The organism is Nostoc sp. (assembly GCF_036917195.1).
Classification (GTDB): Bacteria; Cyanobacteriota; Cyanobacteriia; order Cyanobacteriales; family Nostocaceae; genus Nostoc.
This window is the reverse complement of the sequence record NZ_JBALDG010000011.1, coordinates 190,943-203,599: the sequence shown is the minus strand read 5'-3', so window position 1 is coordinate 203,599 and position 12,657 is coordinate 190,943. Positions and strand designations below refer to the sequence as shown.

Below are 12,657 nucleotides of genomic sequence, written 5' to 3'. Positions count from 1 at the left end.
TGCAAAACATCGCCAATAGCTTTTAATGTATAAGCTTCCCCCAAGCGAGAACCAGTGTCGCGGTAAAATGACAATGCGGTATCGTAGCGTTGTAAAGCTTCCTCACGTCGGTCAAGGAACTGCAAAACATCGCCAATAGCTTTTAATGTATAAGCTTCCCCCAAGCGAGAACCAGTGTCGCGGTAAAATGACAATGCGGTATCGTAGCGTTGTAATGCTTCCTCACGTCGGTCAAGGAACTGCAAAACATCGCCAATAGCTATTAATGTATTAGCTTCCCCCAAGCGATCGCCGATGTCGCGGTAAAATGACAATGCGGTATCGTAGCGTTGTAAAGCTTCCTCACTACGTTTGAGGAACTGCAAAACATCGCCAATAGCTTTTAATGTATTAGCTTCCCCCAAGCGATCGCCGATGTCGCGGTAAAATGACAATGTGGTATCGTAGCGTTGTAATGCTTCCTCACGTCGGTCAAGGAACTGCAAAACATCGCCAATAGCTTTTAATGTATAAGCTTCCCCCAAGCGATCGCCGATGTCGCGGTAAAATGACAATGCGGTATCGTAGCGTTGTAATGCTTCCTCACGTCGGTCAAGGAACTGCAAAACATCGCCAATAGCTATTAATGTATTAGCTTCCCCCAAGCGAGAACCAGTGTCGCGGTAAAATGACAATGCGGTATCGTAGCGTTGTAATGCTTCCTCACGTCGGTCAAGGAACTGCAAAACATCGCCGTACACCTTGAGTAAATCACTGTAAAATTTTAATTCATCTGAATTTTCTGGCTGTTTCCACTCTTGATATAAACGCTCATATAATGTCAGACGGGCTGGATAGTAGTAATTTTTTCTTAAAAATTCGTCGCAGTTATCATGATTGTTTGCACGATAATAAACGCTAGAAAAAGCTTGAACATATTCCCCAAGTTCACAGTGATGATGAAAAATTTCTAGATATTCCGCCACCTCATCCAGTTTATCTGTGGATAAAAGTTCCGGTTTCCGGTGTTGTTCGTAATAGGCGATGGCGCAACGATGCGCTTTTGGTGAAGAAAAGTTTTGTAAATAGGTTTGAATTAACGGTTGAAAATAAAACTTCCACACCCCTTGCTGTTTCTTCTCTTGTAACAGAGAACGTTTTGCTAGTTGTCGCAGTTCTACTTCTACCTGACTCTTCACCTCATCTGGAAAAGAAGAGGCGACTAACCCCCCAGCCCCCTTCCCTACTAGCGTTGGGGGAGAATTCAAAGCTTCTCTCCTCTTAGGAGAGAGGTTTGGAGAGAGGTTTTCCAAATCCTGTAAAGACATCGCCAGTGCTGCTGAACAGTCAAAGGGTAAGCGATACACGCTTAAATCCCGCAACAGAGTTTGTAACCTGGGTTCTAGACGCTGAATACTGGCATCTAAAATTTTAGCAATACTCGCCTCTGGGTCATCTCGGTGCAAACCTAATATCTGGAAAATATCCTGTTTCAAAACACTAATATTCGCCTCTTCTCCCTCCTCAGCTTTCAGCAACCCCGCCACCAGCTTCAGCAACAAAGGATGTCCATCTACACGCTTGACAAATTCTGCTAAATTTGCATCTGAACCTGGAATTTCCAAAGCTTGCAACAACGCCACCCCTGCATCTGTGGAAAGTCCATCCAGTCGTAACCATTCACTTTGGTTTAGGGTATTGCTTGGTAGCGTCGGTTGTTCGCGGCTTGTCACCAAAATCTTACTTTCACTGCTAGAACCGAACCAACGCCTTAAAAAATCAGAATAAGCCTGATCCTGCCATTGTCCATCATCTTGCAGCAAAGTTTCCAGGTTATCCAACACCAGCAAATATCGTTCTGTTTGCAAACAATCACAAACCGCAATTAATAAATCTTCTGGTTTTTCCGGCGCTGGTTTCTCCAACTTATCCAACAGCCAGCGTCCCCACACAGCAAAAGGATAGGCATCACTAAAAGTTGCCCAAACCTGTTGGGGAAAACTCGCTGCTACTGTTTGAGATAATTTAGCAACCAACGCCGACTTTCCATAACCACCCGTAGCCGTCACACCAATTAGACGCAGATTAGCTGAATGTAACCATTGCTGCATTTGGTCAAGTTCATGATTCCGTCCTTGCCAATAGCTAGTTTCTGGACGCAGTGAGTTAATAATCGGACTGTTTGCATTTGAATTTATCCGTTGCTCTACGGACGACTCCAGTCAAGACGGTGATGAATTGTTATAGTAGTTATTAGTTGTACTATTGCCAAATTGATTAGTATTGTTCTCACCCGTTTTAGTTTGATAATTCTGTCCACCATAGTTGTACTGATTCTGGCTGCTGTTATCTTCCAGGCGATGAATATTGATTTCATCAGCAATTTTTTGGACATCGGTGGCAAAGTTACCGTCAGCGTTCATTACATCCAAAAGATAAACCGCTACTCGCTGTAACGCTTCTTGATTACCTTGTTCAACATCAGCTAAAGCATGATTAGCATCAGGATTAGCACTGAGTTTTCTCCGAATCGTCTGATACAATTCGTCAATCTTCTTCAGTCCCGCCTCAGTAAACTTCTCGCCTAACTTACCCACACTCGACTCAAAGAACTTGCTAAAGGCAACATTTGCGATCGCTTGCGCCGCTGTTAAAGTTATAAGGCCAACCATATCTGGTAAATCCTCAGACAATAGCTATATTTTATATTTCGTTCTAAGTTTGATTACAGTTTTAAGTATCTAAATTCCCCAAACTTTTTAACACAAACGATAAAGACAAGGAGAATAACTACAGACCATTGCCCAAACTATTTATCTCTCAGTACCAGCATTTGATAAGTTAGTACATAATCTGAAACAATAACAGTTAATACAAAGAGGGGATTACGTTGAGTCAAAATCCAGATGCCATAGCCCCCCACGGTGGACAGTTGGTTAACCGTATCGCCACACCAGAACAAAGAGCAGAGTTTCTCTCAAAAGCTGACTTTTTGCCGCGAGTGCAACTTGACGATCGCGCTGTTTCCGATCTAGAAATGATTGCGATCGGTGCTTTTAGTCCGCTAACGGGTTTTATGAACCAGGAAGACTACGATCGCACTGTGACAGAAATGCGATTAGCTAACGGTCTTGTGTGGTCAATCCCGATTACACTATCGGTAAGCGAAGAAGTCGCTTCCCCATTGCCAGAAGGCGGCTTAATCCGTTTAGATAACTCGATAGGCGAATTTATCGGAGTTTTGCAACTCACCCAAAAATATCACTACGATAAAATCCGCGAAGCAATAAAAGTCTACCGTACTAATGATGTCAATCATCCGGGCGTGCAAGTACTCTATAATCAAGGTACTGTAAATCTGGCGGGTGATATTTGGTTGTTAGAGCGTCAACCTCATCTCCAGTTTCCCACTTACCAAATCGATCCAGCTGCCTCACGGCAACTATTTCAAGACAAGGGTTGGAAAACCATCGTCGGCTTTCAAACTCGCAACCCCATCCACCGCGCCCATGAATATATTCAAAAGTGCGCCTTAGAAATCGTTGATGGTCTATTTTTGCACCCATTAGTCGGGGCGACAAAAGAAGATGATATTGCCGCTGACGTGCGGATGCGCTGCTATGAAATTTTGCTAGAACATTACTACCCCTTAGACCGGGTAACTTTGGCAATTAATCCGGCAGCAATGCGCTATGCTGGGCCTCGTGAGGCAATATTCCATGCTTTAGTCCGCAAAAACTACGGCTGTACTCACTTTATCGTCGGACGGGATCATGCTGGTGTCGGTGACTATTACGGCACTTATGATGCTCAGTATATCTTTGAAGAATTTGCGCCCAGTGAATTGGGCATTGTGCCGATGAAATTTGAACACGCTTTTTACTGCACGCGCACTAAGCAGATGGCAACATCTAAAACCAGTCCCAGCAGGCCAGAAGAACGCATTCACCTATCGGGGACAAAAGTCCGGGAAATGCTGCGGCGCGGTGAGTTACCTCCACCAGAATTTTCTCGTCCTGAGGTGGCGGCAGAGTTGGCGCGGGCAATGCGGATACAAGTATCGGCTTAAGGTGGATAGTCAAAATAATTCGTAATTCGTAATTTGTAATTAAGACCCCACTGATGAATCCGCTTTTCTTGAGTCAGGAATTTGTTTTTATCTTTTCCTAACTCAAGTTAGTTACTTTATTACCATCAATTATGAATTGTGAATTAACAATTATTTGGTGAAGAAGCAAACAGCATAAACTCTAACTTTACAATACAGAGTTCAGCCCTGTAAGCTGCTAGCTAATGGGCTGAGGGCTGATAGCTAATTATGGAACGGCGCACGTTTTTACACAGAATTGGCTCAATACTCGCGGTATTGGGGCTGACTGAAGCTGAGTGGTTGACTTTGGGAAATCGCTATTATCAGGCTTTGGCAGAACCCAGCCCGCGCAAGTTGGCTTTGTTAATAGGTATTAATCAATACCCCAAAATTCCAGACCTCAGTGGTTGTCTGACGGATGTAGAACTACAAAAAGAACTTTTGATTCACCGCTTTGGCTTCCAAGGGTCAGATATTTTAACCTTAACTGAGGAAGAAGCTAGCAGGGAATTCATTGAGGCGGCTTTTTTGGATCACCTGGGCAAGCAAGCTAAACCCAGTGATGTGGTCGTATTTCACTTTAGCGGCTATGGCAGCCGTGTCAAATTGGAAACATCGCCAGATCCAATGCAAAATGCTCTGGTGGCAGCTAATGTGAGTCGGAAATCACAAGATGAGAAAATAGTCAACTATATATTAGAAGAAACTCTATTACTATTATTGCGATCGCTCCCCACAGACCGAGTAACAGCAGTATTGGATACTAGCTATTATGCTCCTAGCACAGTTTTAGGATTAAAAATTCGTGCCCTTCAAGAGACAGTAGCAAAGCTAGCAGCAGAGGAACTCGACTTTCTCAAACAACTTAAAATTCAAAAATTACCCAGCACTCCGATTGTTTTAGCAGCTACCTCAGAACCAAAGCAGCCAGCGAGAGAAGGACTTTTTCCTGGTTTTAGTGCCGGGTTATTTACCTACGCCTTAACGCAGTATTTGTGGGAATTCACCCCAGCCACCACAATTCAAGTCGCCCTCTCTCATGTAGAAAATTCTCTATCCAAATTAGGTAGCAAACAGCAACCAGCGTTATTAAGTAATCAGAAAAATCCAGATGTAACGTCTTTACTGCCAAATGAGGTAAAAAATCAGCTACTTGCAGACGGTATCATCGGTGCCCAAGGCGTGGTGAGTGCCATTGAAGAAGACGGCAAAACCGTGCATCTGTGGTTAGCAGGATTACCTCCACAAGTGCTGCCATACTATGGAGTGAATTCTCGATTAACCTTAGCAACAACAGAGCAATTAGTATTGCGATCGCGGACTGGGTTAACTGCAAAAGCCCAAATTTCTAAAATTGAAGGTGCAAATTCCCTCCAAGTCGGGCAACTCGTCCAAGAAGCAGTCCGGGTTTTACCCCGAAATATTAATTTAACAATAGCTTTGGATACTGGATTGGAAAGAATTGAGCGGGTAGACGCTACAAGTGCCTTTGCTGGATTTTCCCATGTATCCACTGTAGTAGCAGGAGAAAAACCCGCTGATTGTCTATTTGCCAAGCAACAGGAAATGCCCAGTCATTATGGTCTATTTTCTCTTGGTGGCGAGCTAATTCCCAATACCACTGGGGAAGTAGGAGAAGCAGTAAAGTTAACAGTACAAAAGTTAGCGCCAAAATTATCAATCTTGCTTGCAGCCAAGTTATGGCGACTTACAGAAAATCAAGGTTCTTCCGGCTTGGCTCTGAAGGCAACCTTAGAAATGATTAGTGAGATATCGCCTCGCGTCGTCATGCAGCGCCAAACAGCACGAACTTTCAAAACTGATTCGATTAAAAAATCACTCCCCACTCCCGTTGTGCCAGTTGGTAGTCGAATGCAATATCGAGTGGAAAACCAGAGCGATCGCTCGGTATATTTAATCTTGCTGGGATTAAACAATAATCATACAGCAATTACCTTCTACTCTTGGAACCCCCAAGAACCAAACACAGCGGACACCAAACCCCTCCTCAAACAAGTCGTCATCGCCCCAGGTGAAACCATTACCCTACCCCAAACTGATGCTGCTTCCGAATGGGTGATTTCAGGACTAGCTTCTGAGTGCGAACAACAATTGATTTTTAGTACTGCCCCCTTTAGTGCAACTCTCGCCGCCTTGAACACTACTAAATATTCCCCAGATGAAGAACAACCGATTGGCCCATTGTTGAATCCATTAGACGTTGCACAAGCCTTGCTACAAGACTTACATAATGCCAGCGCCCTCAAAACGGAGATGAATGGCACAACAGCCGACTCATATATCTTGGCTGTAAATAATTGGGCAAGTTTTAGCTTTAGTTTTCAGGTTGTGTAAACATAGAATTCATTAACTTAGTTGTATATATAAAAATTCACTTAGAAAATTGCAACGATATGATAGAGTCCAACATTACATAGAATTGGTATAAGTAATAAATTAGACTTTTCAAACAACCTCTAAGAAGTTGGGTATCTTAGTACTTTGAAAAATTTACCTTTTGATAAACAATGTACAAATCAATACGCTTGAATTATAGCCACATAAAATATATTGCGTAGGTTGGTGAGCCACTGCACCTTTGCAGTTTCCCGACAAGCCTTGCAAGTGGCGTTTGAGGAATAAAACCTAACCTAAACAGACATTTTTTAGGTTTCACTTCGTTCAACCTAACCTACAATTATTTTTAACTGAACTGTATTAATATAGAGATGCAAAATTGCACTTCATACCGTTATGCTTTTGTGTATTTACATGGTTTATCTGCCATCATCAAATATCTATAACTTTTGATTATTAAAATTTTTAAATAATTCATTCGCTAGACGGAGGTAAATAAGTAGTTAAATGTCTACTTTATTTACTAGGATATGGCAAGGAAATTTTTGAGGTAAAATATAATGGTTCTTTACAAATTAGAAGATTTTGAGCCTAACTATCGGGATGCCTTTGAAGGTCAGGATATTAAGGGGCTTGGGGTTTATACACAAGGAAGTGATGAAAAAATTGGTAGTGTTACCGATGTTTTAGTGGACGAGGAAGGTCATTTCCGCTATTTAGTCGTTGACTTAGGCTTTTGGATTTTTGGTAAAAAAGTGTTACTACCAATTGGTCGTGCTCGGATCGACTATAACGTTGATCGCGTTTATACAATTGGCTTGACTAGAGAGCAAGCAGAAAGTTTACCTGAGTTCAATGAACGCCAAACCCTTGATTATGACTATGAAGAACGGGTGCGTGGGGTATATCGCCAACCCACAGACTACACCCCTCCTGTAGAGGCTTCAACACCTGTAGACGCTTTAGCACCATTGGATACACCGACATCGACACCGACGCCTACACCTACTTACGCCCGTGATGACTATACTTACGAACGTGACCCTTCTTTATTTGGGTTAAATGAGCAAGAGAATCAAACTCTGAGATTGTACGAAGAACGGCTGATTGCCAGTAAACGACGCCAAAAAACTGGAGAAGTATCGATTGGTAAGCATGTTGAGACTGATACTGCACGGATTGCAATCCCGATAGAAAAAGAGCGAGTTGTGATTGAGCGCGTAACTCCAGTAGATGCAGGTACTGCCGTTTCTGGGCGGGAAGCAGATTTCCGTGAAGGCGAAGTTGCTCGGATTGAAATTCACGAAGAAACTCCTGATGTTCGCAAAGAAGCATTTTTGCGTGAAGAAGTCAGAGTTAGAAAAGTGGTAGATCAAGAGACAGTTGAAACTCAAGAAACCGTGCGTCGTGAAGAGTTAGATGTGAATTCTGGTAATCTTCCGATTGAAGAACGCTAACTAAATATAGTCATTAGTTACTAGCTAATGACTAATAATTAATTTGCCACAGTGCAGGTGGGGCTGTAAAATTAGCTTTACCTGTGCTTATAATAGGTTCAGAATGAGCACTACATTTAATTTAGCTAAGTAAAAAGTAGTTCATAAACTTTGCATATGAATAGCCAACCGATGACCAAAAACATTGGACAGGCAAACTCGAACTCTCGCACTAGCACCTCACTAGCAGATTTGAAAAATAAGGTAAATAATTTTACTGTCATCGATAAGCAAGGTCAGCTAGTAGGAGTAGTTCATGATTTAATTGTGGATGCTAATCGTCGGCTAAACTTAGTTATATCTAACCAGGCAAATCAACAAACTGGAGAATATAATCAGCAATTAGCCGATAAACGTCCTTCTTTATTTCGATTGCAGAGCCAGAGAATCAAAAAAATCGACAAGCCGACTAAATCTGTTTTCATAGACTTAAACAAATCAGAAATCGAGTATATGCCTGAATATTTAGAAACAGAAGCACCAGGCGATAGTAACTCAACTGAGCAACTAGCCAATAATCGAATTACAAATAGCCCAGTTGAGGCAACAAATTCAGAAGAGGCTAGTGAAGAACAGATTATTCGTCTATTAGAAGAACGACTAGTTGTTGAAAGCAGCAAGCGGAAAATTGGTGAGGTAATTGTTCGCAAAGTAATTGAAACCCGGATGGTGCAAGTTCCTGTCCGGCGTGAAAAGCTGATTGTGGAACAAATTAGCTCAGAACACAAACAACTCGCAGAAATTGATTTAGGACAAGAGGAAATTGATGGTATTGACTTGACCCAAGTAGAAAGACCTGAAGTTACACATTTTGACGGCGCTTTAACGATAAGCGGTGAATTTACTTCGCCTAAAACTGCTAGCTTATTGTTGAATGCGATCGCACTAGAGCAAAATCATGGATGCAAGCTGGTGCGAGTGACCATTGCTGTTGAAGATGAGTCACACCAGAAAAAATACCAGGAGTGGTTTGACCGCTGTTCTAAAAGTCAATCAATAAAGCCAGAAAAATAAGTTTTTAGAAGATCAATTAGTAGGGTGGGCATTGCACACCCTATTTTTTTGCTAATTTAAGAAAAGAAAGTTGAAATTTCTGTTCTCTTTCGGGTAAGTGGAATGTCTCCAAAGCAACTTAATTTACAATACTAAGCAGTTGCCGTTCTTTTGACCACTTGCAATGAAATTTCGACTGAAGAGACTTTCACGGAAGAAACGAGAGCGTCTGATTCCACCTATTCAGATTCAAGTTCAAGATGGAAAATTTGAGATTATGGGTATGGGTGCATGGTATTCCTACTGGCGCGATCCCTACCATCTGCTGCTAACGATTCCCTGGATTGGCTTTCTGATCCTAATTTGTACTTTTTATCTAACTATTAATACTCTATTTGCCTTAGCTTACTTGATAGGAGGAGATTGTATTGCCAACGCCCGACCTGGCTCTTTTTTAGATGTGTTTTTCTTTAGTGTGCAAACCCTAGCATCCATCGGCTATGGGGCAATGTATCCTAAAACAACTTACGCCAACATTATTGTCACGATTGAAGCAATGATCGGTTTGGTGGGAATTGCTGTGATGACAGGACTAGCGTTTGCTCGGTTCTCCCGACCCACAGCCCGTGTGCTTTTTAGCCGTGTTGCTGTAATTACACCTCATGATGCCATGCCAACTCTGATATTTCGCACCGCTAATAAGCGTCGCAATACAATTTTGGAGGCGCAGATGCGAGTCTACTTAATGCGGGACGAAGTAACCATAGAAGGGCAGTTCATGCGTCGGTTCTACGATCTCAAACTGCTGAGGAACCAAACACCTAGCTTTACGTTAAGCTGGTCAGTGATGCATGTCATTGATGAGTTTAGTCCTCTATATGGGATGACACCAGAATCGTTAACCCAGACAAATACTACGCTGATCATCTCTTTGAGTGGCATTGATGAAACAGTTGCACAAGTGGTTAATGCGCGTTATAGCTATGGTGCTAATGAGATTTTGTGGAACAATCAATTTGTCGATATCTTCCACCACACACCCGATGGACATCGCTACATTGATTACAACCGCTTCCACGATGTTTTACCTTTAGAGTGAAGGGGGTTAAATTGCTGAAATTTACTCCAAAGTCTGATTGAGTGGTGGTTGTAAAGCTTTAACGACAACCCGACCATTTTCAATTACAGTGCAACTTTTAACCACGCTCTTGCTGTGGTTAACTGGTACATCCTGGTACTGGTTTTTGTGAGAGATATTTTGCTTCTGTTGTTGATTAAGGACGACAACACAACAGGCGCAGCAGGAGAAGGACATATAAAATTATTTTGATCTCTATATCTATTATCGCCCTACTGGTGCTATTTAGCTGAAAAATTTGCCACCCATGTGTTTTGATAACTCAGGATAATAAATAAGCAAACTAGCTGTGCACCCCTAGCACCCCGAAATTTAATTCAGTGCCGGTTTAAAGCGTATGTGTGAAACTATAGTTAGTAAGTACTTGCTTTCTTGTGCTTGTAGCCTGTTTGATATATCTAAACCAAGTAAACAGGAAAGCGGTTATAGATCCCGCCCCGCTTTCCTCCCTGCCCAAACAAGTTTGGCAGAGTTAGACAGTGGGTTTTTCTAATGAAAAAATTTTTCAAATACCTGGGTTTCGGTTTGCTATCTACGTTTTTGACTGCTACTCCCGGATTGGGGGCTGAACGCATTAGCTTTTTTTATCCTCCCTTCGGGGAATTTTACTTGTCCGTGGACTCGCTGGAAACTTTTGCGAAAGTTGGCAAAATCGATCAAGATTTTTCATTTTATGCTAACCGTGCTACTCCCCAACAACTCGCTCAACTGCGGGATTTACTTCAGCAAAGGTTCAATGTCACTCCGACATTAGTATCTCAAGTTACCTACTCACCGATAGGCGAGCAGCTAGTTCAACAACTGGGAAAATTACTCCTCACTGAGTCTCGACAGAATGGCTTTTATGCCATACGTGCCTCTCTGATTTTGTCTGCTGCTGATAAAGAGGGCTTAACAGTTGTGAATTTGCTGCGGAAATTTCCTAGCAATACTATCCGGGTGAATTTTTCAGAGGGGTTAAGGATAGTCGATGACTTGTCACAATTGATCAAAAAAAAGGATGAAGTTTTTGCCTCTCTTCAAAAAGAAGCGATCGCTGAAGCAGCCAATTCAACAATTGACTTCTCAAAACAGCCAGATTTGCGATCGCCTGGAAAATACCGTTGGCAGAAAAAAAGCCTAGAGCTAAATGACATTTCTCGCAATCGCCGTCTACCCGTGGATATCTATCTGCCAAAAGCAGGTTCACCAAGCACTAAAGAACTGCCCTCGCCTCCCTTTCCCCTGATTGTAATTTCTCATGGCCTGGCCTCAGACCGCTTTACTTTTGTTTATCTGGCTGAACATCTAGCATCCTATGGTTTTGCCGTTGCTGTACTGGAACACCCTGGTAGTAATGCCAAACGCTTTCAGCTATACTTCGCGGGTTTGGCAGGGCCGCCAGACGCAGCAGAATTTATTAACCGACCTTTGGATATCAAATATCTACTCAATGAACTCCAGCGTCTAGACAAATCTGATCCTACTCTCCAGGGAAAACTCAATTTTCAGCAAATTGGGGCGATCGGTCAGTCCTTTGGTGGTTATACTGTTTTGACTCTAGCAGGAGCAAATATTAACTTTAGGCAACTAAAGCTAGACTGTAATCCCAATAATTCATCCCTTAATTTGTCGCTCTTTTTGCAGTGTCAAGCAACTAAGTTACCACCAATAAATTACGAACTCAAAGACGATCGCATCAAAGTTGTCATGGCAATTAATCCCTTTGACAGCTCAATTTTGGGTGAGGGTGGAGTCAGTCAAATTAAAATTCCGGTAATGCTGGTAGCAGGTAGTCAAGATATTTTCGCCCCACCTGTATTTGAGCAAATTCGCCCCTTTACCTGGCTTTCTGATTCCAATAAGTACCTGGCTTTGATTGAAAACGCCACCCACTTTTCGGCGATCGGAGCTTCTAAAGATGATGTGTTACCTGTACCGTCTACCTTACTGGGCCCCGATCGCGTTGCTGTTTATTCCTATCTCGATGCCTTGAGTGTAGCTTTTATGGAAACCCATCTCCTCAATCGTCCTGAATACCGATCCTATTTGCAGCCATCCTACGCCACATTTATTAGTAAAGAGCCTCTGAATCTCAGTATTTTACAGTCCTTGTCGGCAGATCAGTTAAATCAAATTTGGAAGGGGCCAACTGCCCAATCAGCCAAACCATCAAATCCTCAACCTACCCCTACCCACCCTTAGTTAGGTAGTCGGACAAAATTAATTACACAATGTCATTACGAGTTAGCGTCTCTTTGCTACGCAACACTACCGCGCAACTCTTAAAGACGCTCTTGGATTCGCCAACGCTCGCAATCACAGGAAATATAGCGGTTCTCAATTGAATGGAATACAGACCTAACAAGAACAGCCCCAACCCTTGTAGCGTTGGGGAGTAGGCCTCAAAGCCTTTCTCCTAAAAGGAGAGAGGAATGGAAGTGAGGTCAGAGTGTATTGCATCCAAATGAGAAGCGCTATATTTTTGTTCATCTACTTATAATGGTTCTCAATGGCGTGGAATACAGGAAGCTACAAATCTGTTACCAGCCTTACTTTTCTCAGAATAAATCTCAGTACGATTTCTTTTTTGGAAATGATAAGTCTAGCAACAGCAGCTTTAA

At 42.5% G+C, this 12,657-nt stretch carries 9 protein-coding genes; 6 read left to right on the top strand and 3 right to left on the bottom strand.

From position 1 onward, the window contains the following. Together V7K40_RS03255 and V7K40_RS03250 are read right to left on the bottom strand one after the other, a co-directional pair. A partial coding sequence (locus V7K40_RS03255; protein ID WP_334956662.1) for a tetratricopeptide repeat protein occupies positions 1-2,090 on the bottom strand: 2,090 nt, incomplete at its 3' end. Between the two features lie 111 nt (positions 2,091-2,201). Further along, positions 2,202-2,651, bottom strand: coding sequence for a hypothetical protein (locus V7K40_RS03250; RefSeq protein ID WP_334956660.1), 450 nt, complete (start codon positions 2,649-2,651; stop codon positions 2,202-2,204). A gap of 218 nt (positions 2,652-2,869) precedes the next feature. Between V7K40_RS03250 and sat the strand changes: the two genes are divergently transcribed. The 5 genes from sat to V7K40_RS03225 all read left to right on the top strand — a co-directional run bounded on the left by sat (position 2,870) and on the right by V7K40_RS03225 (position 10,015). Then, a complete protein-coding gene (sat, locus tag V7K40_RS03245) occupies positions 2,870-4,048 on the top strand; it encodes a sulfate adenylyltransferase (protein WP_334956658.1) in 1,179 nt (392 codons plus the stop codon). Between the two features lie 249 nt (positions 4,049-4,297). Beyond that, positions 4,298-6,424 (top strand): caspase family protein, encoded by a 2,127-nt coding sequence (locus tag V7K40_RS03240; protein WP_334956656.1) that lies wholly within the window; start codon positions 4,298-4,300, stop codon positions 6,422-6,424. Positions 6,425-6,987: 563 nt separating this feature from the next. Then, the gene (locus V7K40_RS03235; RefSeq protein ID WP_334956654.1) at positions 6,988-7,884 is read left to right on the top strand and encodes a DUF2382 domain-containing protein; all 897 of its coding nucleotides are present in this window, start codon (positions 6,988-6,990) and stop codon (positions 7,882-7,884) included. A gap of 171 nt (positions 7,885-8,055) precedes the next feature. Beyond that, positions 8,056-8,937 carry a DUF2382 domain-containing protein gene (locus tag V7K40_RS03230; protein ID WP_334956652.1) on the top strand — a complete coding sequence of 294 codons (882 nt, stop codon included), beginning with the start codon at positions 8,056-8,058 and terminating at the stop codon, positions 8,935-8,937. Between the two features lie 163 nt (positions 8,938-9,100). After that, a complete protein-coding gene (locus tag V7K40_RS03225) occupies positions 9,101-10,015 on the top strand; it encodes an ion channel (protein ID WP_334956650.1) in 915 nt (304 codons plus the stop codon). 21 nt (positions 10,016-10,036) lie between these two features. Here the strand turns inward: V7K40_RS03225 and V7K40_RS03220 are convergent, their stop codons facing one another. Further along, the gene (locus V7K40_RS03220; protein ID WP_334956648.1) at positions 10,037-10,231 is read right to left on the bottom strand and encodes a hypothetical protein; all 195 of its coding nucleotides are present in this window, start codon (positions 10,229-10,231) and stop codon (positions 10,037-10,039) included. A gap of 315 nt (positions 10,232-10,546) precedes the next feature. Here V7K40_RS03220 and V7K40_RS03215 point away from each other — a divergent pair, with 315 nt between their 5' ends. Continuing rightward, positions 10,547-12,238, top strand: coding sequence for an alpha/beta hydrolase (locus tag V7K40_RS03215; protein WP_334956646.1), 1,692 nt, complete (start codon positions 10,547-10,549; stop codon positions 12,236-12,238). Positions 12,239-12,657 lie beyond the last annotated feature (419 nt).

Bases quoted from the DNA above. Each gene is read 5' to 3' on its own strand.
- V7K40_RS03235 (WP_334956654.1), top strand. From the start codon at position 6,988: ATGGTTCTTTACAAATTAGAAGATTTTGAGCCTAACTATCGGGATGCC.
- V7K40_RS03230 (WP_334956652.1), top strand. From the start codon at position 8,056: ATGACCAAAAACATTGGACAGGCAAACTCGAACTCTCGCACTAGCACC.
- V7K40_RS03250 (WP_334956660.1), bottom strand. From the start codon at position 2,651: ATGGTTGGCCTTATAACTTTAACAGCGGCGCAAGCGATCGCAAATGTT.
- V7K40_RS03240 (WP_334956656.1), top strand. From the start codon at position 4,298: ATGGAACGGCGCACGTTTTTACACAGAATTGGCTCAATACTCGCGGTA.
- V7K40_RS03215 (WP_334956646.1), top strand. From the start codon at position 10,547: ATGAAAAAATTTTTCAAATACCTGGGTTTCGGTTTGCTATCTACGTTT.
- V7K40_RS03225 (WP_334956650.1), top strand. From the start codon at position 9,101: ATGAAATTTCGACTGAAGAGACTTTCACGGAAGAAACGAGAGCGTCTG.
- V7K40_RS03220 (WP_334956648.1), bottom strand. From the start codon at position 10,231: ATGTCCTTCTCCTGCTGCGCCTGTTGTGTTGTCGTCCTTAATCAACAA.